19 protein-coding genes and 1 pseudogene are annotated in these 21969 nt (G+C 34.2%); 2 read left to right on the top strand and 18 right to left on the bottom strand.

The window, feature by feature from the left end; translation table 11 throughout:
- Positions 1–74: 74 nt before the first annotated feature.
- The 8 genes from CLOLE_RS09015 to CLOLE_RS08980 all read right to left on the bottom strand — a co-directional run bounded on the left by CLOLE_RS09015 (position 75) and on the right by CLOLE_RS08980 (position 6700).
- Complete coding sequence (locus CLOLE_RS09015) at positions 75–770, bottom strand: zinc metallopeptidase (protein WP_013656795.1); 696 nt, start codon at positions 768–770, stop codon at positions 75–77.
- Positions 771–788: 18 nt separating this feature from the next.
- Positions 789–1724, bottom strand: a complete 936-nt coding sequence (fmt, locus tag CLOLE_RS09010; RefSeq protein ID WP_013656794.1) for a methionyl-tRNA formyltransferase — start codon at positions 1722–1724, stop codon at positions 789–791.
- Positions 1725–1748: 24 nt separating this feature from the next.
- Positions 1749–2198, bottom strand: a complete 450-nt coding sequence (def, locus tag CLOLE_RS09005) for a peptide deformylase (RefSeq protein WP_013656793.1) — start codon at positions 2196–2198, stop codon at positions 1749–1751.
- A 15-nt stretch (positions 2199–2213) separates the two neighbouring features.
- Positions 2214–4472 (bottom strand): replication restart helicase PriA, encoded by a 2259-nt coding sequence (gene priA / locus CLOLE_RS09000; protein WP_013656792.1) that lies wholly within the window; start codon positions 4470–4472, stop codon positions 2214–2216.
- 94 nt (positions 4473–4566) lie between these two features.
- Positions 4567–4905 (bottom strand): DNA-directed RNA polymerase subunit omega, encoded by a 339-nt coding sequence (gene rpoZ / locus CLOLE_RS08995; protein WP_013656791.1) that lies wholly within the window; start codon positions 4903–4905, stop codon positions 4567–4569.
- 11 nt (positions 4906–4916) lie between these two features.
- Entirely contained in the window at positions 4917–5519 is a 603-nt protein-coding gene (gene gmk, locus CLOLE_RS08990; RefSeq protein WP_013656790.1) for a guanylate kinase, read from the bottom strand.
- A gap of 18 nt (positions 5520–5537) precedes the next feature.
- Positions 5538–5783 carry a DUF370 domain-containing protein gene (locus CLOLE_RS08985; protein ID WP_013656789.1) on the bottom strand — a complete coding sequence of 82 codons (246 nt, stop codon included), beginning with the start codon at positions 5781–5783 and terminating at the stop codon, positions 5538–5540.
- 8 nt (positions 5784–5791) lie between these two features.
- Positions 5792–6700 (bottom strand): YicC/YloC family endoribonuclease, encoded by a 909-nt coding sequence (locus CLOLE_RS08980; protein ID WP_083801245.1) that lies wholly within the window; start codon positions 6698–6700, stop codon positions 5792–5794.
- 98 nt (positions 6701–6798) lie between these two features.
- On the opposite strand from CLOLE_RS08980, the gene CLOLE_RS08975 reads away from it, so the two are divergent.
- Positions 6799–8559: an Rqc2 family fibronectin-binding protein gene (locus CLOLE_RS08975; RefSeq protein WP_013656787.1), complete on the top strand. Its 1761-nt coding sequence runs from the start codon at positions 6799–6801 to the stop codon at positions 8557–8559.
- A gap of 225 nt (positions 8560–8784) precedes the next feature.
- Entirely contained in the window at positions 8785–10173 is a 1389-nt protein-coding gene (locus CLOLE_RS08970; protein WP_013656786.1) for a citrate/2-methylcitrate synthase, read from the top strand.
- A gap of 236 nt (positions 10174–10409) precedes the next feature.
- On the opposite strand, the gene CLOLE_RS21815 is transcribed toward CLOLE_RS08970, so the two are convergent.
- The 10 genes and pseudogenes from CLOLE_RS21815 to argR all read right to left on the bottom strand — a co-directional run bounded on the left by CLOLE_RS21815 (position 10410) and on the right by argR (position 21964).
- The gene (locus CLOLE_RS21815) at positions 10410–13955 is read right to left on the bottom strand and encodes a cellulase family glycosylhydrolase (RefSeq protein ID WP_013656785.1); all 3546 of its coding nucleotides are present in this window, start codon (positions 13953–13955) and stop codon (positions 10410–10412) included.
- Positions 13956–14224: 269 nt separating this feature from the next.
- Positions 14225–14569, bottom strand: coding sequence for a hypothetical protein (locus CLOLE_RS08960; protein ID WP_456297494.1), 345 nt, complete (start codon positions 14567–14569; stop codon positions 14225–14227).
- A gap of 178 nt (positions 14570–14747) precedes the next feature.
- Complete coding sequence (locus tag CLOLE_RS08955; RefSeq protein ID WP_242825781.1) at positions 14748–15326, bottom strand: flavin reductase family protein; 579 nt, start codon at positions 15324–15326, stop codon at positions 14748–14750.
- A 187-nt stretch (positions 15327–15513) separates the two neighbouring features.
- A complete protein-coding gene (locus CLOLE_RS08950) occupies positions 15514–15900 on the bottom strand; it encodes a hypothetical protein (RefSeq protein ID WP_013656781.1) in 387 nt (128 codons plus the stop codon).
- 88 nt (positions 15901–15988) lie between these two features.
- Positions 15989–16504 (bottom strand): GNAT family N-acetyltransferase, encoded by a 516-nt coding sequence (locus CLOLE_RS08945; protein ID WP_013656780.1) that lies wholly within the window; start codon positions 16502–16504, stop codon positions 15989–15991.
- A gap of 353 nt (positions 16505–16857) precedes the next feature.
- Positions 16858–17070, bottom strand: a pseudogene (locus CLOLE_RS22420) (site-specific integrase); the annotation flags it as partial.
- A 287-nt stretch (positions 17071–17357) separates the two neighbouring features.
- Entirely contained in the window at positions 17358–18185 is an 828-nt protein-coding gene (gene spo0A, locus CLOLE_RS08935) for a sporulation transcription factor Spo0A (RefSeq protein WP_013656777.1), read from the bottom strand.
- 117 nt (positions 18186–18302) lie between these two features.
- Entirely contained in the window at positions 18303–19589 is a 1287-nt protein-coding gene (gene spoIVB, locus CLOLE_RS08930) for a SpoIVB peptidase (protein ID WP_013656776.1), read from the bottom strand.
- A 215-nt stretch (positions 19590–19804) separates the two neighbouring features.
- Positions 19805–21493 (bottom strand): DNA repair protein RecN, encoded by a 1689-nt coding sequence (recN, locus tag CLOLE_RS08925; RefSeq protein WP_013656775.1) that lies wholly within the window; start codon positions 21491–21493, stop codon positions 19805–19807.
- 18 nt (positions 21494–21511) lie between these two features.
- Positions 21512–21964, bottom strand: a complete 453-nt coding sequence (gene argR / locus CLOLE_RS08920) for an arginine repressor (RefSeq protein WP_041713592.1) — start codon at positions 21962–21964, stop codon at positions 21512–21514.
- Positions 21965–21969: the final 5 nt, after the last annotated feature.

Here is a 21969-nt window from a genome sequence, read left to right as displayed (position 1 = left end):
ATCCTTTTAGCAAAAAGTGGTCATCAACCCAAAAAGAGAGTGCCTCCTCCTTCGAGTTAAAGCACTCCCCATTTTTAATCATTATTACGGTTACTAATCATAATTAAACGAATCAAAGATAAAATAGATGCCATGGCTGCTGCCACATAGGTTAATGCTGCTGCATCTAATACTTTTTTTGCACCCACTAATTCCTCTGGTGCCAGAATGCCACTTGATTCTAACGTAGCTAATGCCCTCTTAGAAGCATTAAATTCTACCGGTAATGTAACAATGGCAAATACTGTCGTAATAGCAAACAACCAAATACCTATATCTACTAAGAATGGCATACTTCCAAAGAATAAACCAATAAATACCAGTGGCATAGATATACGACTCGCAAAATTAGCAACTGGATAAATAGTATGTCTAAAGCGTAAAAAAGCATAATCGTTAGCATCTTGAATAGCATGACCTGCTTCATGGGCAGCTACCCCTAATGCAGCTATGGAATCCATGCTATAAACACTTTCAGAAAGTGCCAATGTCTTGTTAACAGGATCATAAAAATCTGTCATTGATCCACGTACAGGTTGAATAGAAATATTAATATTGTTCATTGCTAAAATACGTCTTGCTGCTTCTTCTCCTGTATATCCTGAAAGGGTCCGCTTTCTAGAATAAACATTAAAAGTATTTTGTACCTTTAAACTAGCATAAAGGGGTATAATCATCATAGCTAAAGTAATCCATAAAATCCCGGAATTACCTCCATAACTGTAGAGCATACGCTTCACTCCTTCAACTTATATACCTAGTATCACCCCTATATCAAGCGTATTCCCCTTAATATATTCAGAAACTGGCATACGTTTTTTATTAGGCATTTGAATTTCCTGAATGCATAGGCTTCCATCTAAAGTTTTAACAAAAATCCCCTCTTTACTTACTTCTAAAATGGTCCCTGGCGCACCTTCTCCTTGTTTCAGCGTTTTCACTGCTTTCCAGATTTTCATTACCTCACCTTTATAGTAAGTATAGCCACCTGGCCAAGGATTAAGTCCTCTAACTAAGGCATCGATGCTACTTGTAGAAGCTTGCCACTTAATCTCACCTAAACTTTTTTGAATAAGTGCCGCATAAGTAGCTTCACTTTCTTCTTGCTTTTGTCTTTCTTTACCACCGGCAATAATCATAGGCATAGCTTCTTTAAGAGCCTCTGCTCCTACTATTTTCATTTTATCATGAAGTGAAGCATAAGTATCTGCTTCATCAATCACTATTTCTTTCTTAAGCAGCATATCCCCTGTATCCATGCCTTTATCCATGTACATAATCGTAACACCTGTGATTAGCTCTTCATTAATAATAGACCATTGAATAGGTGCAGCTCCTCTATACTTAGGAAGTAATGAGCCATGAATATTAATGCAACCATATTTAGGGATATTTAATATACTTTCAGGTAAAATCTGTCCAAATGCTACTACTACAATAACATCCGGATTTAAAGATTGTATGTGGTTGTAAAATGCTTCATCCCCTCTTATCTTCTCTGGTTGCAGAACTGATAGTCCATGTGCAAGAGCTACTTCTTTTACAGGCGGCATGCTTTCCTTCTTCCCTCTACCTTTTGGCTTATCGGGTTGTGTCACTACAGCACTCACCGTATATTTTTCATCAATTAGCATTTCTAAAGTTGGTACTGCAAAATCTGGTGTACCCATAAATACAACGTTCATAACCTTTTCCTCTTTTCCTACCTGTTACTCTACTTCGAATAAATCGCCTTCTACTAAGTCAACGAATAATTTACCCTCTAAATGATCAAATTCATGAAGCATTGCTCTTGCCATAAATTCTTTTCCTTCTATCTCAAACACATTCCCATTTCGATCTTGCGCACGCATTTTTACATAGTTAGGGCGTCTTACTGTGCCGTATCTTTTAGGTACACTTAAGCATCCTTCCTCCCCTAATTGTTCGCCTTCAACTGCAAGAATTTCAGGGTTAACAAACTCTACTGGACCTTCTCCAATATCTACAATAAAAGCTCGTTTAAGTAGGCCTACTTGAGGTGCTGCAATGCCTACACCTTCAGCAAGATACATTGTTTCTTTCATATCATCTAATAAGGTCCATAAACTTTCATCAAAACTTTTTACAGGTTTTGATATCTTTCTTAAAACTTCTTCTTTTTCTGTTCTAATTGCCATAATTGCCTCCTTAATTTATAACATGGCCAGTGGGTCTACATCCCATTGTATTTTCGTGCCACTTACTTTTTCTTTATTATAAAACTTTTCTAAGCAAAATTTACCGTAAATTAATAATTTTTCTCTTTCTTCTCCTACAATAAGTAATCGCCACCGATATTCATCACCTATTTTGCTAATAACGGCACTAGTAGGTCCAATCACTCTAAAGTGACTTTGGCCTTTTTGACTGTAATAACGATAATATTGACTTAGGAGTTGAATAGTACGAATGACCTCCCCTTCATCTAGACCTGAGACTAATATTGAGAAAATATGGGTATAGGGTGGATATCCTAACATCTCTCTATTAGCTAATTCCTGCTCATAAAAAGCTTCTTGGGCATTGTTTCTAATCACTTCCATCACTAAATGATTTGGATTATAGGTTTGAATAACAACACGTCCTTTTTCTTTTCCTCGCCCCGCTCTTCCCATAGCTTGAGTAAGGAGTTGATAAGTACGCTCATTGCTTCTAAAATCTTGCATAAAAAGAGATAAATCAGCTGATAAAACTCCTACTAGCGTAACCGCTGGAAAATCATGCCCTTTAGCAATCATTTGTGTGCCAATAAGTAATCTTACTTCCTTTTTTCTAAAAGCAGATAAGATTTTTTGATGTCCTTCTTTACCTGTGGTAGTGTCCATATCCATCCTAGCCACACCATAATTTCCAAAGCACTCCTTTAAGTAAGCTTCTACCTTCTCTGTACCACTTCCCATAAAACGAATATATTTACTGCCACATTCAGGACAAACCTCCGGTACATCACTGGTTTTACCACAATAGTGACATTGCAATATCTGCTGGGAAGCATGATAGGTCATAGATACATCACAATGATCACATTTAATCACATGTCCACAACTTCTACAATTAATAAAAGTAGAATAGCCTCTTCTATTAAGTAATAACATAACTTGACCATCAGCTTCAAGTGCATCCTTAATGGCTTCAAATAAAGTATGACTTAACACCGAATTATTTCCTTTTTGTATCTCCAGGCGCATATCTACAATATCTACCTCAGGTAACACGGCTTCACCTATTCGCTTATTCAAAGTAAGCAAACTATATTCACCACTTCGTGCTGCAGCATAACTTTCGATACTAGGTGTAGCAGTAGCCAGTAAAACTTGCCCCTTATTTTGCATCATGCGTTTCTTTGCAATATCGATGGCATGATATTTAGGCGTTGTTTCAGATTTATAGCTACTCTCATGTGCCTCATCCACTACAATAAGTTTAAGATTATCAAGAGGCATAAATACAGCGCTTCTAGGTCCTATTATAATAGATACCTCATTATTTTTAGCTCTCATGTAAAGTCTTTGACGTTCTTTGGCACTCATTCTACTATGGCTTAATGCAACTCGGTTACCAAAGCGTTCTTTAAATCGAAATAAGGTTTGGTCTGTTAATGCAATCTCCGGTACCAACACTAAAGCAGTTCCTCCATGCATAAGAACTTCTCTAATAGCATGTAAGAAAACTTCCGTCTTCCCACTTCCTGTAACACCTTCTAGTAAAATGGTACGATATACATTTGCTTCATTTAAAGCCTTTAAATATTGCACTGCTTGCTCTTGTTGATCATTTAAAGTTTTAAAACGCATTTCACAAATAGGATCTGGACGATAAACAACTTTTTCTTCCTCTATATAAATACATCCATTTTTTTCTAGTGTTTTTAAAGAAGAAGCGCTTACCTCAGGTAAAGCCAATAACTCCTTTTGATTGATGTCAGTATGCTCTCTTAAGTAATCAATTAACCATTTTTGCTTTGCAAAAATTTGCTTATGAGCATTGGCATTACAATAAGCTTTAAGTTTAATACGATCCTCTACAAGTCTTACCTTCTTTTCACTCATTTCCTCTACTGCAATAGGCTGTTCTTTTAAACCTGGTGGCAAAACAACATCTATTGCGGCTGCATAGCTCGTTGCATAATAATCTACAATAAAGCTTATGAGTTCTAACTGCTTATTATCTAAAATCGGTTTTTCGTCAATTAGAACCGCTACTTTTTTTAGACGATACCCTGTTTCTTGAACCTCATTCATAAGCTTAACCACATAACCTAGTTGTAAGTGATTATATCTACCAAAAGGTACTTTTACACGTTGCCCTACTTGGATGCGTGAACTTATTTCAGGTGCTACCTCATAAGTAAAAGGACGGTCGATCTCATTCACTGTTGCAAACTGAATAATAATTTGTGCATAGCAAGGCATCTTCTTTCACTTCTTCCTCTATCAATAGTTGTTCTTTCATCTATACTTAAGAAGTCTGCCAACAATTGTTGACAGACTTCTTAAGTCTTTTTCCTTAGTTACTTTCTTCTACCTCTTCTGCCTCTTCTACTGGTGGATGAAATTCTCTCATACGCATTTTGCCTTCATAAATTTCATCAACTGCAATAGAAATAGGTTTCTTAGATTTTAACATTTCATTAAGTCTAGCAGCTTCTTTAATCTTTTCTGGGTCAATGATTCTTTCACCTGTTTTGTCTGCTTCTTTAGTAGCTGCTGCTTGCTCATTAATCACATCAATAATATTTCTAGCTCTTTTTGAAGCAGCAATAACAATAGAATAACGACTTGTAAGCTTTGAAGTACCTTCTTTATTAAGCTTTTGCATGATTTGGGTATAAGATGGTTGTAACATTTTAAATCCTCCTAGTTATGAATAATTTCTTCTATTTCTGCTGCGTAATGACAGCTTCTTAACTTTTCCGCACCTACAATACGATTAATGTCTTCTATAGCCTCAACCAAACGGTCATTTACTACAATATAATCATACGTTGTATAAAGCGCAAGTTCTTCTTTGGCACGTTTTAATCTTTGATCAATTATATTTCTTTCCTCTGTTCCTCTTCCAACTAAACGACTTTCAAGTTCTGCTAATGAAGGTGGAATAACAAAGATAAAAATAGCATCAGGGTAAATTTCCTTAATTTGCTGTGCTCCCTGTACTTCTATTTCTAGTATAACATCTTTTCCTTTTTTTACACTTTCCTCAATAAAAGCTTTAGGTGTACCATAATAGTTATCACAAAAACAAGCATATTCTAAAAGCTCATCTTGTGCAATCATTTTTTCAAACGCTTCTTTTGTCTTAAAGAAATAGTGTACACCTTCTTCTTCCCCTTGTCTAGGCTGACGTGTTGTAACGGAAATAGAAAGTAAAAATTGCTCATTTTTAATCAGTTCCTTTACAATTGTCCCTTTTCCTGACCCTGATGGTCCTGATAAAACGATTTTTAATCCTTCTTTCATTGCCGTACTCCTTTTTCTTTATTCTTTAGGACTTCCCAATCTACTTGCCATGGTCTCTGGTTGAAGAGCCGACAAGATGACCTGATGATTATCTGTAATAATCACTCCTCTTGTTTTGCGCCCTTGGGTCGCATCTATAAGCTGTGACTCTTCTCTTGCTTTTGTAATTAATCTTTTAATAGGTGCTGACTCAGCTGTAACAATCGCTACAATACGCTCAACTGCTACAATGTTTCCATAACCGATATTAATAAATTGACTCATCTTGTCACCTACTCTAAATTCTGAACTTGTTCTCTCATTTTCTCGATTTCAGTTTTAAGCGCTACTACTACCTTTGTAATCTCATAATCATTAGCTTTTGAGCCAATAGTATTAGCTTCCCTATTCATTTCCTGCATAAGGAAATCAAGCTTACGTCCTACAATGCCGCCTTCTTTTAAAATACTTTCTAATTGACCGAAGTGACTACCCAATCGTGTTACTTCTTCGTCAATAGCACATTTATCCGCAAAAACAGCTACTTCCATTGCCAAACGACTTTCATCTATGTTCATGCCATCACCTAAAAGCTGTTCTAACCTGCTTTGTAAACGTTGACGATAACACTCAACTACCAAAGGGCTACGCTGATTGATTTCAGCTAAAAGTACTTTTAAACCTTCATTTTTACATAAAATATCTTGCTGAAGTACAGTCCCTTCCTTACCTCTCATTTCAAGAAATGTTTGAAGCGCGCCTTTAAGTGCTTTCTCTATCGTTTCACTTACTGCTTCTAAATTACCTGCTTGTTTTTGAATGGTTATAAGATCATTTACTCCCAGTAAATCAGAAAGTTTTAAGTCATCTTCTAGATGAAAAGTTGCACCTAATTGACGTATTCCCCCGAGGTAAGCTTGTCCCAAAGCTTCATTTACTGTTACTTCAAGATCCTCCTTAGCTGAAGAATGACACATAATACTAACTTCTATCTTACCTCTAGCTACTTCATTTTTAATGACATTACGTACATTTTCCTCTAGATGCATGAGCATACGAGGCATACGAATATTAAGGTCTAAATAACGATGGTTCACAGCGGAAATTTCAACACTTACTTTTCTTGCGTTTTCTTCTACTTCACATCTGCCATAGCCTGTCATACTATAAATCATGCATTTTCCTACTTTCTTTTTCAGCATTGTTTCTTAGACATTTGCTTTTTATTATAACACACCTTCCTTTTATTTTCAAAAAAATTATGATATACTTTCTCCTATAATTAAAGGAGGCAACAAATATGGCATTAGATGGTCTCGTTTTAGCTAATATTGTACATGAATTAAAAGATGTACTTATTGGTGGACGCATTGATAAAATATATCAAATTGAAAAAGAAGATATCCTTTTTACTATTAGAAATAATGGAAATGTTTATAAATTACTTTTAACAGCAAATAGCAACTATCCTCGCGTACATCTTTCTACCCTTGCAAAAAATCCTTCCCAAGATCCCCCTATGTTTTGTATGCTCCTACGTAAACATCTAGGTGGTGGGAGATTACTCGATATTGTTCAACCTGATTTAGAACGTATTGTAGAATTTCATATTGAGGCTACTAATGAGCTTGGAGATAAGGAAACCAAAAAACTTATTATTGAAATTATGGGGAGACACAGTAATATCATCTTGACTAAGGAAGATCATCTCATTTTGGATAGTATTAAACATATATCAAATGACAAAAGTAGTGTTAGAGAAATCCTTCCTAATCGTGTTTATCAAAGACCTCCAAGTCAAGATAAACTTAACCCACTTCATATTTCAGAAGCAAACTTTATAGAAAAACTTAAAACCAGTGATTTGCCCTTATTTAAAAGTCTTTATATGAACTTTAATGGGCTTAGTCCTATGATTTGCCATGAAATCTGTCATACAGCTGGCGTAGATGATGAAGCTTCTACACATACAACTTCACATGAGCATTACACAAAGCTTTTTACAAGCTTCGTCAATATTTTGGAACCCATTGACTCAGGACATTTTAGACCTACCCTATATCAAAACACTTCAGAAATACCTGAAGATTTCTATTGTTTACCGGTGTCCCTTTATAAGGAGCTAGAAGCTAAAGCTTATCCTAGCATGAGTGAACTATTAGAATACTACTTCTTTGAAAAAAGTACACGATTTAATGTAGCTCAAAAAACAGCCGATATCAAAAAGCTTATTCATACTTTTATAGACCGTAGCGTTCGAAAAAAGGCTATTCAAGAAAAAGCTTTAGAAGAATGTACGCATAAAGAGCTTTATAAAATTTATGGTGAACTCCTAACAGCTTATGCGCATCAAATTCCAGCAGAAGCCGATAGCTTTACTACTTTAAATTATTATACTGAACCTTACGAAGAGATTACTATTCCTCTTGAAATAAATAAAACAGCTATTCAAAATGCTCAAGCTTATTTTAAACTCTATAATAAAGCTAAACGTACAGAAATAGCTGCTACAGAGCAACTTATTAGTATCGAAGAGGATCTTCAGTATTTAGCTTCTGTTCTGCTTTCTCTAGATTTACTAGAGACCAAAGAAGATATTGCAGAACTTAGAACAGAGCTAGTACAGATGGGCTATTTAAAAAAGAAAAAAAATACTAAGAAAGAAAATCGTTCAAAGAAAAGCTTACCTTACCTACATTTTAAATCTTCTAAAGGTCATGATATTTACGTAGGAAAAAACAACTATCAAAATGATGAGCTCACAATGAAATTTGCGAAAACAAATGATCTATGGCTTCATATTAAGGATGGCCCAGGCTCCCATGTTATCGTGAAGTACTTAGAAAGTAGTCCGATAGATGATGAAGTCATCTTAGAAGCTGCTACTTTAGCTGCTTACTATAGCAGCGGTAAAATGTCTAGTCATGTCCCTATTGACTATACATTCCGTAAAAATGTAAAAAAGGTACCTAATGCAAAGCCTGGAATGGTCATTTATACACAATTTAAAACGCTATACGTTACTCCTACAGAGGCTTTTATCAAAAAACTTTTACCTTAAAATAGTTAGCTTTATAAAAGGACTTCTTGACTCACTATCTAGAGTTAAAAAGTCCTTTTCTTCATTTTATCGACATTTCAAAGGTTTAAGATTTATTAATTATCTAATTTTATACCATTAACCATTATTTTGTATATTTTGCTGAATTATTGATTAATTGCAGTTTATATGGTAAATTAATCATATTAGTTTAATATATTGAAATATGTAGATAAAGGAAAGGTGATGCGAATGCAAGAAAATAAGGAACTTAGAGAACAATTAATAGCTTTAACTGAAATGTGTGAAATGAGTAGTATAATTGATCCTGAATTATTTAGTAAATACTCCGTCAAAAGAGGTCTCCGCGATTTAGATGGACGTGGTGTACTTGTAGGACTTACTGAAATTGGTGAAGTACATTCCTATATCGTAGATGATAATGAGATGATTCCTGTTCCAGGTCAATTACGCTATCGCGGTATTAATGTAGAACAAATTACTAAGGGATATCTAAAAGATAAACGATTTGGTTTTGAAGAAACCACCTATCTTTTACTTTTTGGTCATCTTCCTAACGAAGAAGAACTTAAAAGTTTCGAAAGTCTCTTAGGTAGTTATCGTGATCTACCTGATAACTTCTTTAATGATATGATTCTAAAGGCTCCTACTAAGGATATTATGAATTCTTTAGCACGTAGTGTTCTAGCTCTATATAGCTACGATGATGAAGCTGACAATACCTCAACTTATAATGTTCTTAGACAATGCTTATCTTTAATTTCACGTTTTCCAACGCTTGCTGTCTATGGCTACCAAGCATATGCCCATTCTCATCTTGGTCAAAGCCTTTACGTTCATTCACCTAAACCAGAACTAAGCACTGCAGAAAATATTCTTCATATGCTTAGACCAGATTGTAAATACACTCATCTTGAAGCTACTCTTTTAGACCTAGCCCTCATTTTACATGCTGAACATGGTGGTGGTAACAACTCATCCTTTACCACTCACTTAGTAACTTCTTCTGGAACAGACACCTATTCTGTTATGGCTGCTGCCCTTGGCTCTCTTAAAGGACCAAAACATGGTGGCGCTAATATCAAGGTTGTACATATGTTCGAGGACATGAAGGCGCAAATTAAAGACTGGACAGATGACGCTGCTATTGAAGATTATCTTGGTAAATTACTTAATAAACAGGCCTTTGATAAAGCAGGTCTTATTTACGGCATTGGTCATGCTGTTTATTCTATTTCGGATCCACGTGCTATTATTCTAAAAGAATATGCAGAAAAACTAGCACATGAAAAAGGATTAGATGATGAATACCACTTCTATACTAAAATTGAAGCCTTAGCCCCTCAAGTTATTGCGCGTGAACGCAAAATGTATAAGGGTGTCAGTGCTAACGTAGATTTCTATTCCGGATTCGTTTATAATATGTTAGGCTTGCCTCTTGAGCTTTACACACCTATCTTTGCCATTGCACGTATTTCTGGCTGGAGTGCTCACCGTATCGAAGAACTTGTTAATAGAGGTAAAATTATCCGTCCTGCTTATAAAAGTGTTGCAAAGCATACGGAATATATTCCTCTCCATGAACGTTCCGATATAGAAGAAGCTGCTAAATAGTCATCTCTATCTAAAAGGGAATACTACTAACTCGTATTTAACCAGTTGGCAGTATTCCCTTTTGTTATACAATGACCTAAATATTCTACTGCTATAACATTAATAGCTCATGTTTTGAATCTAATCTTTCTCAGCTTATACCTTCTTTCTATTCCCCTACTCATTATTATCCCTAAAAGTATAAAAAAGTCATGTGCCTAGATAATAAGCACATGACCTTTTTATAGTACCTTAGACTAATAACTAAGTTGTATCATCTCAAAGGAATGAGGTCCTACTGACATATCAGCTACTGTTGCAGTAAAGCCAAGGCTAATCGTTTCCCCTGGTGCAATACTTGCATTATATCCTTTATTTTTCACGCAATAACTTATTCCTTGACCTTTACTAACTTCACCATTCCAAAGCTGAGTAATCTCTCCATCAAATTCAAATACCACTTGCCAATCTTCTATATTTGTACTTGATTGATTGGTTATTTTAATTTCTCCTGTCATTTGATTATCCCAACTATTCGTTTTATTAAATACTATTTCATAATGAGCTATCTCGCTTATCTTTTGTGTACTTAATACATGGTATTTACTTGGCTCACTTGCACTTTCTTTTCCGGCTGCTACAAAACCTATTTTTACACTTGCTCCTGCTATTAAATCCTGATTCCATCCTAAATTTTTGATAACATAACGGTTTCCTTCATGGCTTTCAATAGTAGCATTCCATATAGTCGTTATTTCACCAGCATACTCAAAACTTACAATCCAATTATGGAGGGTTTCACTACTTATATTGGTTAAAATCAATTCGCCATTTGATCCATCTTGCCATTTCCCATTAAAAGTTATTTCTCCTTTAATAGGACTTTGAATAATCATTACTTTTGTCACCTTTAATGCAGCACCTGTATCACCTACATACATAACATTAAGACATGGTAAATCCTCATTATATTCGTTATAATTAGGCATCTGTGCACTATACGCTGCAATCATATCTTCATAGTCAAAATAAGCAACGCCATCTTTTACTTCATTAGGTGCAATCTTCACCCAGTTAGGTCCACCTGACCAACTTTGTAATATTAATTCTGGAGCATTCTGGCTTTCATAAGTCACGGCGATTTGACTATTATCTATTAAATCGCTCAGCATAAAATCTGTATCAGGTTTAAAATTCAAAGCTTGTCCCCACGCCCCATTAGATGTTGCCTTTCCTTTAAAAATCACTAATGGATTAAATTCTTCATCAGTTGCTGGGTTATTATATCCTTCAAATGCAGCATCTACAATCTCAGGAGATACCCATTCGAGTGTTCTTCTATTAAAAATTCCCATAGCATCATTACTATAAGCTCTCCATGCACCATTATCCCACCAAATACATGGCACGCCATATTTAGCAGCGATACTTACATAGTCTTTAGCATGTGCCACGCGAGCTTCTAGATTATCTTTATTAGTTGAGGCAAATTCACCCATTACAACAGGTATCCCCTTTTGAATAAATGTTTTATCCAATAAGCTAAATATATTTTCAAGAGCACGTTTATCTTGTGTACTCCATGTCGTTTGACTTGTTTCTGATGTATCCATAGCAAAACTATAAGGTGAATACGCATGTACTGAAACTGCTAAATGATCATCTCCCTCTGGTATTTTTATTGCTGCAATACATTTAGAATCTGAGGAAGCTGCATATCCTGGAAACATCACTAATCTTTCTTTGTTGTTACCACCACTTTTTCTAATCGTTTCTATACAAGCAGCATTATAAGCATTAACGACCTCATATGCTTCTTCATATCCTATCCAATTATCTCCATCACGTGGCTCGTTCATGGTCTCAAATATTAAATAATCTCCATAATCCTTGAAACGTTCTGCAATCTGCTCCCATAGTCTCTTATATCCTTCAGTACCCTTTTCTTGATTTTCTACATTAGCAGCATTCCAGCCATAACTATGATGAATATTAATAATGGCATACATATCATTTGCAAGTGCATAATTAACAACAGTTTCTACACGATCCATGAATTCAGGATCAATAGTATAGTTCTCCCCTAAACTATCATCCCAACTAATAGGAATTCTAAGGGTTTTAAAGCCTGCTTTTGCTACTGCATCAATCATTTTCTTAGTAGTTTTCGGATTTCCCCAAGCTGTTTCTCCACCTAGAGATTCTAATGTATTTCCTAAATTCCAACCCATACCCATTTCTTCTACTAACTCAGTTGCTTTTAAATTTCTCATTTCCGTAGGATGTGTATAGTTAGGGTCAAATTCTGGTCCATCATCTTCTTTAACTACCTTTGCATAATCCGTTAAGGTTAGTTTTACACTCATATCTGTAATAGCATTTAAATGACTTAAAAAATCAGTATCTAAATATTCTTTCAGCACAATAAAAGTAGCATTCCCCTGAATTCCCCAAGCTACTTCTTCAGCTAAATACTTCTCACTGTAGCTAGCTGGTTCAGGATGAATAATGACATCATTATACCCCTCAGCTTTAATAATCATTTCATCAATTGTTACGCCAACTACACTGCTTTCTCCCCCTTTAATGCCTGCGTCTCCAAATTGGAAACCAAAGACAGCTCCTTCATTAGACAAAGCAAATATACTTGAACCATCTGCAGCTATTGGAGAAAAGTGCAATTCTTGTCCTTCATTAAACTTCAAATTCGTACTAGCCGGTGCCATCCACTCCCAATTACCACCTTGATTTTGGGCATAAAACTGACAAAACACAGTCGTTTCTTCACCTTGCTCATAACTTGGTACTGTTACTTCTCCTTCTTTTTTAAGGACAATTTTTTTTACAACAAGTGGTGAACCTGTGTCCCCAATATGTATAACATTTAAATAGGGAAAAGCTTCATTATACTGTGCATAATCTTCTGTTCCTGCAGCATAAGCAGCTAAATAATCTTCATAACTAAAATAAGCCACCCCATTTGAAACTTTTGTTGGTGCTACCTTTGCCCAACTTGCTCCACCAGACCAACTTGCAAGTATAAGCTCTGGTTCTCTTTCACCTTCATAGGTTACAGCAATTTGTGTACCTAGTACTAACTGACTTACTTTAAAGTCTGTGCCTGCATTAAGAGAAACAGCTTGTCCCCAACTACCAGCAGAACTAGCTTCGCCTTCGAAAAATATGACTTCATCAGTTGGTTCTTCTATCTCCTCTGTTTGTTTCGCTGTATAACTATAGCTATTTAAGGTGACTGTTGTTTGAATAGAGGTAATAGCCTGAAGATGTGCTAAAAAATCTTCTCCTAAATAGTCTTTTAAAGCTATTGTTGTTGCATTATCTGTAATACCCCATTCTACTTCTTTCGCTAAATAACTTTCATTAAATGTTTTTGGTTCTAAATCGATCACTAAATCCTCATATCCTGTTGCTTTGATTGTAATTGTATCAATTGAAATATCTACCTTACTACTATCTCCTACCTTTAAAGCACCATCTCCAAATTGTACTCCAAAAGCTGCAGTATCTGTTGCTGAAGTAAAAATACTTTCACCTTGCTCATCAATTGTACTTAAATCCAAAGTGATTGCTTCCCCTAGTACAAGATTTTCACTAGCAGTAGACATCCATTCCCAACTACCCTCTTGATTTTGAGCATAAAACTGGAAAAATACAGAGCTCCTTTCTCCTAGGTTAAGCGCATTGAGAGTCATTGCATTACCTGACACTATACTGCACATCATTACTAAAGAAGTCAACATAGCTGTCAATTTAGTGTATAAACTTTTCTTGTGCTTTTTCATAAAATTCCTCCTATCTATTTTGAATACTATTGTAAATTCATAGCCCCTAGTATTCAATAACAGATGATTTTATTGAGGGTTTTTATGACATATCCTGCTTTTTATAGCTTTATTTGAAAATATAACTTAAATCTTAATTCTAAATCAAGAACAAACCATATCATTTTTACTCGAAACTCCTTGAACATAAAAAATCTCCTCTGATTTTGGATTTTATCCCATTCAATAAATCAGAAGAGCTAATACATCGATATATGAGGTGACATAATTTAACATCGTTCTATATTGTCCATTACTCCACTCATGTTCATCCATTCAATATAAAAAAACACTATTTTTATAAGTGAGTCCTCAACTTTAATTACCTTACTACTAAGACAACTTGTATTTCCTTTTACTATTTCCGTAGCCTCTTTAGTAATACCTTGAAGCATACCACTTGCCACAGTATTTGCCTGCTTCTCTTCTTCCTTGGCATAAATCTCTTGAAAAACACCAACTAAACCTATTAACCCATCATTCTGTACTGCTCCTAAATAATGATATTCTTCATCATAAATCTTAACCTTATTAACCATACCCTCAGCATTCTCTGAATAGGTACTCTCTAGAATATTGGAGTCTGCTTTTAGGGTATAGTCTAGTACCTCTTTTCCTACTTCTTCTACGCAAAGCTACCTTGCTTCATGGTAATATGGTATTTCTTTTTATTCTGTTTTCCAGCTCCATCATAAGCTAACTTTATTATTTCATACATCCCTATATTACTACATAACATCTTTTGTTAAATTCCTATTTTAAATGTTGTTGCCACTCACCCATCTCTCCTAATTTTTCTCCTATTGAAAAATAATTGTAAGGTGCATAAATAACAGGTTTTAATTTCGTTAAATCGATTTTTTTCATATCCATACTTTCATATTCTTTATCAATCTGAATATTTTCTATTTCAGCCAAAAATAGATGAGCACCGTCAAGTTCAATTACTTTGTTTACTTTACATTCATATGTCCAATGGCATTCGTTAATCACAGGAACCTCTACGTATTCTCCCCATTTATAGCCATAAGACAAATCATTTTTTTCTTTTGCTTCACCGGTTGTAGTACCAAAATAATCAGCAATCCAAAGATTATCCTCAGTAATCATATTGGCTGAAAATTTCTTCTCACGAAGTATATTTGTCTTAGTTAGTTTACTTCCACCTATGGTCATCATTAAGTGTGGTGTTTTATCAAAAGAAAATCCTAACCAAGTAATAATGCAAAAATTAGGTGTACCATTCTCGTTTTTTGTTCCTATTATGTACATTGGTTGTGGGCTAAATACCCAATCAGGTTTAATATTCATCTTTTCCATAATAAACTCCATTTAATCAAATTCAAATTTATAAGTCTATAAATATCTAATTTTCTCTTAAAAATCTCCTTAACATTTAACTGAACAAATCATGCTTTAATCCTATATTACCAATCTGCAAGTTACACACTCTACAAAGCACAGTTACATTATCAATTCATCTTATTAACTGCAAAACTAATAAATAATTTGAAATTTACTAATGTAAAACTCGTTCCCACTCATTTGTTTCACTATTTTTCTGTAGCATCATTTGAAATTTTCCTCCAGATCGATTAAAGTAAATTGCATCACATTCCGGAAAAAGATTCATTGTAATCCTATTTCCACCAGAAGGATTGTTTCTCCCTCTATTTGCTGAATAGAAAGTCATATACAAACAGTTTCTATCTTGCTTTGTTGAATATCTTCCAATGTATCCCATTGAACTAGCAACTCCGACTTCCATGTCTATTTGGGTTCCATCACCTGACACTGTATACTCTCCCAAAAATACATCTGTCCTTTGGATAAAACTACTAATGACCAAATAAATTACCACTAATGCAGTAATCACTGTAAGAGATATAGTAACTTTCCTCTTCATTTAAAATCCTCCAATTTCTGATTTATCAATCCACCACACTACTATCACCAATCTGCAGTTACACACCCTACAAAATACATTAATATTATCAATTTAAATTGCTCTTTTTAATTCTTACATAATATTTGTTTTCATCTTCGTGATGAATATAGCCACCATTATTTAACATTACATGTAATGATGCTGGATTATCTTTATTTACTCTTAAATAAATTTCATCTTCCGGAATAATTTTTTTCGCTACCTGTAAGGCCAAACGAAGCCCCTCTGTGCAGTATCCCTTTCCCCTATACTTATCGCTAATATAATATCCTATATGACCAGCTCCTCTTCTCAATGTCTCACATAAATAATGGCGTATGCGAAATTGACCAATAATTTCACCTTTATTCCAAAGGAATAGATAAGTCTCTGGAACGTATCCTATTGGTAGATTGTCTCCTCTTGAATAAGCAATCATTGTTTTCAATGCCTTTTCTTTAAATTCTTCCTGCAAAATGCCACTCCATTCATTGGTAAATCCATTCTCATCTACAGGTATGTCTCGAACAAACAAGTACTCATTTTCTATATCTTCAAAGTTTGCCTCTTTCAAATACAACATTCTCAATCACTCCTATAAATTCTAGCAAATTTTCACTAGTAATGCCCTTCCACTTACTCCAACATCTCTCACAATAAGGATGTTCTTTAACTATTCTATTTCTTAATTTCTGCCAAACGTATGATGAGTAAAATTTACATTTCTCAGGTGAAATATTTCTGTTAAATTTAATGCCATTTCTACAAGTACATGTTTTGTTATATTCAATTGTCTTACCACATTTACTGTATATTTTTTTCATATGTATCCTTATTCTAAATATTATAACAAGTATATTTAATATTTCCAATATTTTTATATTGACCCATAAAAATTACTCCCAACATTTCTGTTAAGGACTCATCTTGGGAGTGTTAATGACTTACATCTATATCTTGTAAATTCATTTCATTTGAAAAATAAACCATTCTATCTTTTCTACTTTTTGTATTTTGTGCTGGAAGGAAGATAACTCTCTTCACTAAATCAATATCCTCCGTTTTAATAAAAAGACATTCTGAAATTCTCATTCCTGTATCCATTAATAGATTGGTTATTACATAATCTCTATATTCTACATACTTGGATAAATCAAATAACCTTAATCTCTACTCATAAGACTTAATGGTTTTTACTGATAACCCCTTTGTTTTACAATATACTAAATACTCTTCAATCTGAAAGAAAAACTCATTAAACATGCAAAAATCCTCCTAACTTATGGCAATTGTTCTAACCAATAAATTAAAAGGATTTATAACTTTTATCTTAAGAAATTTATAGGGGTAAAACCCCAAAAATCAGCAAATAGTGTAATAAACATATGAAAATGTAACTATTTGCGAATCAATGCAAACTCTTGCTCCCCAAAGCTTTAACCCACCTGCATCTCTAATCTTAATCTATCAGCGATAAGTGCAATAAATTCTGAATTCGTTGGTTTTCCTTTACCATTGTTTACTGTATAACCAAAGAGTTTATCAATGGTATCCATTTTACCACGGCTCCATGCTACTTCGATTGCATGACGAATCGCACGTTCTACACGACTTGGTGTCGTATTGTATTGTTTTGCAATATTAGGATATAGTTGCTTGGTAATAGAATTAAGAATTTCCATATCATTAATAACCATAATGATAGCATCTCTTAAATATTGATAGCCTTTAATATGTGCTGGTACACCAATTTCATGAATAACGCTAGTTACCTCTGTTTCTAGACTATGTGCTGTTGGCATGCCTTTTGATTTTGGAAGAAGCTGTCTTGAAGATGTTAATGTTGAAGTACTGTTTTTGCTAGCATTGCTACTAGATAATGCCATATTCTTAAGTTGACGAATACGATTAACTAAAGTCTCCATATCAAAAGGTTTAACAATATAATACTCTGCACCTAGAGCAAGTGCCCTCTCTGTAATTTTATCTTGTCCTACTGCTGAAAGCATGACAAATAATGGTCTTTTCTCAAGCTGCATAGAATCAACACGTTCTAATACGCCGATTCCATCCAAATATGGCATAATAACATCTAAGATAACAATATCTGGTACTACCTCTTGAATCAACTTACAAGCTTCTTCTCCGTTGCCTGCTACATTTACAACTTCCATATCTTCTTGTCTATTGATAAATTCCATTAAGATATCAGAAAAATCTTTGTTGTCATCTGCTATCAATATTTTCATTTTTTGATCGAACAAAAGAAATCCCCCCAAACAATTATTTTTTTAATCTTGCGACTAAATGTATTATATTAAATATTTCCAAAAATAGCAATACCATTTTTTGTAATTTTTATTTTTATTTTACATATATTTCTATCTTTTTTCATTATTAAGCATATTTTCAATAAAAATTCCATAGCCTCTTGTAGGGTCTTGAATAAATACATGAGTCACTGCACCGATTAACTTTCCATCTTGTAAAATAGGACTTCCACTCATTCCTTGAACAATACCACTTGTTAGCTTTAAGAGCTCTTCATCTACAATCTTAATAACCATGCTTTTAGATGGCTCATTGCTGTATTTAGAAACCTTCTGAACTTCTACTTCATATTCTTTGACACCTGTGCCAGTTAAGTCAACTAAGATACTTGCTCTTCCTTCATGTACTTCATCTTGAAAAGCAATAGGTATAGCCTCACACACTTGGCTATTAAGCAGATTTTGTTTAACCTTACCATAAATCCCTAATGCACTATTTTGATCAATCTGGCCAATAATACTTTCTTTTTCATAGTCAATTACACCACTAATCTCTCCTGGTGTTCCCTTTTGTCCTTTTTTAATATGAGTAATCGATGCTTCCATCACTTCTCCATTTTTAACAGGAATTAAACGGTGCGTATCTGCATCTGTTATGCCATGTCCTAAAGCGCCAAAAGCACCAGTTTTAGGATGGATATACGTAATGGTTCCTATTCCTTGAGTACTATCTTTAATCCAAAGTCCAATTTTATATGTTTCTTCTGATTCTGAATAAATTGGCTCTATCTCAACCTCTTTCTCCGCACCTTTCCTCATTAATTTCAGTTGTACTGGTCCTTCTTTATTCTCTTCTATATAATTTCTTAAATCCTCCTTTGTTTCTAACGCCTTTCCATTACAAGCTACAATTAAATCTCCTGTCTCAATAACACCTTTACAAGGTGAAACTTGCTCACCCTTAGCTTCAAATTCTCCTACACCTAATACTAAAATACCTGCTGTATTGACCTTAATGCCTACTACTTGACCACAAGGAATAAGCTCCTCATAGGGAATTGCTTCTACAGCTACAGTCTTAAGTGGAATGATTCCCAAAAAAGAGAGGGTAACATCTGCTCGTCCCTCATTCATCATAGTGACATATAACGGCTTATTTAAATCTACTGCTCCTCTTTCAACTAATCCATTTTTCGTATCTTTTATGATTAAACTGCCACCTTGCATAATATTGGCTTTTAGAGGAACATCGAAATTGAAAAGATGTTCTTCTCCTGCTATCATTCGAATTTCAGAGGGTAAATAAAAATAGGAGACAATTAAAGGTGTGCTTATCAAAAGAATTATCCCAGCTAAGACACCTATCCATAATATCGTTTTTCTCTTTTTATGTTTCATTTTTCCACTTCCTATGTTTTTTCGCTCTTACTCATAAAATATCCTTTTTTCAGGTCATTTATACAGTTAAACTATTTTTCATAGAAATTTGTTTTGAAAATGTAAAGTAAAAGTAGGATGTACAAAAATCCTAAAAGATTTTTATACATCCTACTTATTAGCTTCATCTAATCTATCTATTCATTTAATACTATCTATTTTGAAAGTTAAGCATTTTAAGCCAAATGCTCTTTATAAAGCGTGGCACGTGTTTTAATCTCTACTGCACTCTTAAGTGTACTTTCTGTTACAATGCCACCCATTAATCTACATAACTCCTCATGTATAGCAGTTTCCTTGAGTTCTTCTAAATGAGTAGTTGTACTAGCTTCTGATACCTGTTTTTCAATAAGAAAATGAATATCTCCCATAGCTGCAATCTGTGGTAAATGCGTAATACAAAGCACCTGTCTTGCTTTAGCAATAACAGCTAACTTTTCTGCTACTTTCTGAGCTGCAACTCCACTAATACCTGTATCAATTTCATCAAAAATAACGGTATTAATTGTATCTCCTAATACAAGTACTGTTTTAATCGCCAACATTACCCTAGAAATCTCTCCTCCTGATGCAATCTTAGATAAAGGATGTAAATCCTCACCTAGGTTCGTTCGGATTAAAAATTCAACATCATTTTGACCATAACTATTAAAGGTATCAAGATCATTAATAGCGACTTCAAATTTAGCATACGGCATTTGAAGGTCATGAAGATGATTATCTATGGCGACTTCTATCTTACTTGCTATAGTACGCCTTTCCTTAGAAAGCTCTGCTCCTAGACGCTTTAATTCTTTTTCTAAAGAAGCTAATTCTTTTTCTAGGTTCTCTTTATTATGTTCACCAGCTTCTAATTCAGCTAATTCCTTTTCACATTCTGCTTTGTAAGCTAAAATCTCTTCAACAGAACTACCGTATTTTTGTTTTAAACGATAAATTAAATCTAATCTATTTTGAGTTTCTAATAAAAGCTCTGGAGAATACTCTACTTGATCTGCAAAGCGTCTCATCTGATAAGTCGCATCTTGAAGTTCTGCCTGAATAGATAGAAATTGATCATATAGGGTTTTAATTTCTGTTGTAATATCACTAATATCTTGAAGTGCGTGAATAGCTTGTCCTAATAGTAAAGTAGCACTCGTTTCAGTCTCTCCATCTAAAAAATCATAAGATTTTTGACATTGCATCATAATTTTTTCGGCATGAGATAAAATGTCATATTGCTCTTTTAGATTTTCCTCTTCATCTTTTTTTAGCTTAGCACTTCCTATTTCATTAATTTGAAAAGACAACATATCTTTTAATTGTAGTTTTTTACGATCATTATCTCCTATTTTTTGAATATCTGCTTTTACACTTTGCCAACGTTCGTAACATCTTCTATAAGCTTCCTTTTTTTGTGAAAAATCTTTCTCACCAAAGCTGTCTAAAAGACGAATATGACTAGCAATATCTAAAAGAGATTGGGGTTCATGCTGACCATGGACATCTATAAGTAAACTAGAAAGTTCCTTAACCATTTGTCTTGTTGCTACACTACCATTCACTTTATAAATCGTACGTCCAGACTGATAAATCACACGTTCTAATATAATTTCATTCGCTTCAACAGAAATTTCATGTTGTTTTAAGTATTCTATACCCATGCCTATTTGGTCTTCAAAACAAAGAGTAACACTTGCCATGTCTTCCCCTTTTCTGATGATCTGCTTTGAGCTACGATTGCCAATTGCAAATTGAATTGAATCAATAAGCATAGACTTTCCAGCGCCTGTTTCTCCTGTAAAGATATTTAGTTTAGGATCAAGATTAAGCTCTACTTCTTCTATAAGCGCTATGTTAGTGGCTTTTATATAAGTTAACATATTCGATTCCTCCTTGACTTAAGAATTCAGAATCTCTTTAAATTGATCAATAACAGCCTTGATATGATCTTCATGTTTTACTACACAAAAAATCGTATCATCTCCTGCTAATGTTCCTATAATTTCTTCCATATTAAAGGCATCTACAGCTGCTGCAACAGCATTGCCCATACCTACCAAGGTACGAATAACAATGGTATTACCTGCATAGTCAATACTCACAAAAGCATCTTTAAAAACACGAATCACTTTTTCTGATACTTGTTGCTCTACATTAGAAAGCGCTACATATTTTTGTCCACCTGCTTTTGTCGCCACTTTTGTTAATTTTAGTTCTCTAATATCTCTTGAAACAGTAGCTTGTGTAATATTAAAACCTTCATTTTTCAAAGCTTCTGCTAAATCCTCTTGTGTCTCAATTTCCGACTTCTGAATTAAGCTTAAAATTTTTGACTGTCTTTGTTCTTTCATTCCCA

Origin of the sequence: Cellulosilyticum lentocellum DSM 5427 (assembly GCF_000178835.2) — a bacterium.
Classification (GTDB): domain Bacteria; phylum Bacillota; class Clostridia; order Lachnospirales; family Cellulosilyticaceae; genus Cellulosilyticum; species Cellulosilyticum lentocellum.
The sequence above is the reverse complement of the archived record's forward strand: the minus strand, read 5'-3'. Positions and strand labels throughout refer to the sequence as shown.

Bases quoted from the DNA above. Each gene is read 5' to 3' on its own strand.
- CLOLE_RS09015 (WP_013656795.1), bottom strand. From the start codon at position 770: ATGCTCTACAGTTATGGAGGTAATTCCGGGATTTTATGGATTACTTTA.
- fmt (WP_013656794.1), bottom strand. From the start codon at position 1,724: ATGAACGTTGTATTTATGGGTACACCAGATTTTGCAGTACCAACTTTA.
- def (WP_013656793.1), bottom strand. From the start codon at position 2,198: ATGGCAATTAGAACAGAAAAAGAAGAAGTTTTAAGAAAGATATCAAAA.
- priA (WP_013656792.1), bottom strand. From the start codon at position 4,472: ATGCCTTGCTATGCACAAATTATTATTCAGTTTGCAACAGTGAATGAG.
- rpoZ (WP_013656791.1), bottom strand. From the start codon at position 4,905: ATGTTACAACCATCTTATACCCAAATCATGCAAAAGCTTAATAAAGAA.
- gmk (WP_013656790.1), bottom strand. From the start codon at position 5,519: ATGAAAGAAGGATTAAAAATCGTTTTATCAGGACCATCAGGGTCAGGA.
- CLOLE_RS08985 (WP_013656789.1), bottom strand. From the start codon at position 5,783: ATGAGTCAATTTATTAATATCGGTTATGGAAACATTGTAGCAGTTGAG.
- CLOLE_RS08980 (WP_083801245.1), bottom strand. From the start codon at position 6,700: ATGCTGAAAAAGAAAGTAGGAAAATGCATGATTTATAGTATGACAGGC.
- CLOLE_RS08975 (WP_013656787.1), top strand. From the start codon at position 6,799: ATGGCATTAGATGGTCTCGTTTTAGCTAATATTGTACATGAATTAAAA.
- CLOLE_RS08970 (WP_013656786.1), top strand. From the start codon at position 8,785: ATGCGAATGCAAGAAAATAAGGAACTTAGAGAACAATTAATAGCTTTA.
- CLOLE_RS21815 (WP_013656785.1), bottom strand. From the start codon at position 13,955: ATGAAAAAGCACAAGAAAAGTTTATACACTAAATTGACAGCTATGTTG.
- CLOLE_RS08955 (WP_242825781.1), bottom strand. From the start codon at position 15,326: ATGGAGTTTATTATGGAAAAGATGAATATTAAACCTGATTGGGTATTT.
- CLOLE_RS08950 (WP_013656781.1), bottom strand. From the start codon at position 15,900: ATGAAGAGGAAAGTTACTATATCTCTTACAGTGATTACTGCATTAGTG.
- CLOLE_RS08945 (WP_013656780.1), bottom strand. From the start codon at position 16,504: ATGTTGTATTTGAAAGAGGCAAACTTTGAAGATATAGAAAATGAGTAC.
- spoIVB (WP_013656776.1), bottom strand. From the start codon at position 19,589: ATGAAACATAAAAAGAGAAAAACGATATTATGGATAGGTGTCTTAGCT.
- recN (WP_013656775.1), bottom strand. From the start codon at position 21,493: ATGTTAACTTATATAAAAGCCACTAACATAGCGCTTATAGAAGAAGTA.
- argR (WP_041713592.1), bottom strand. From the start codon at position 21,964: ATGAAAGAACAAAGACAGTCAAAAATTTTAAGCTTAATTCAGAAGTCG.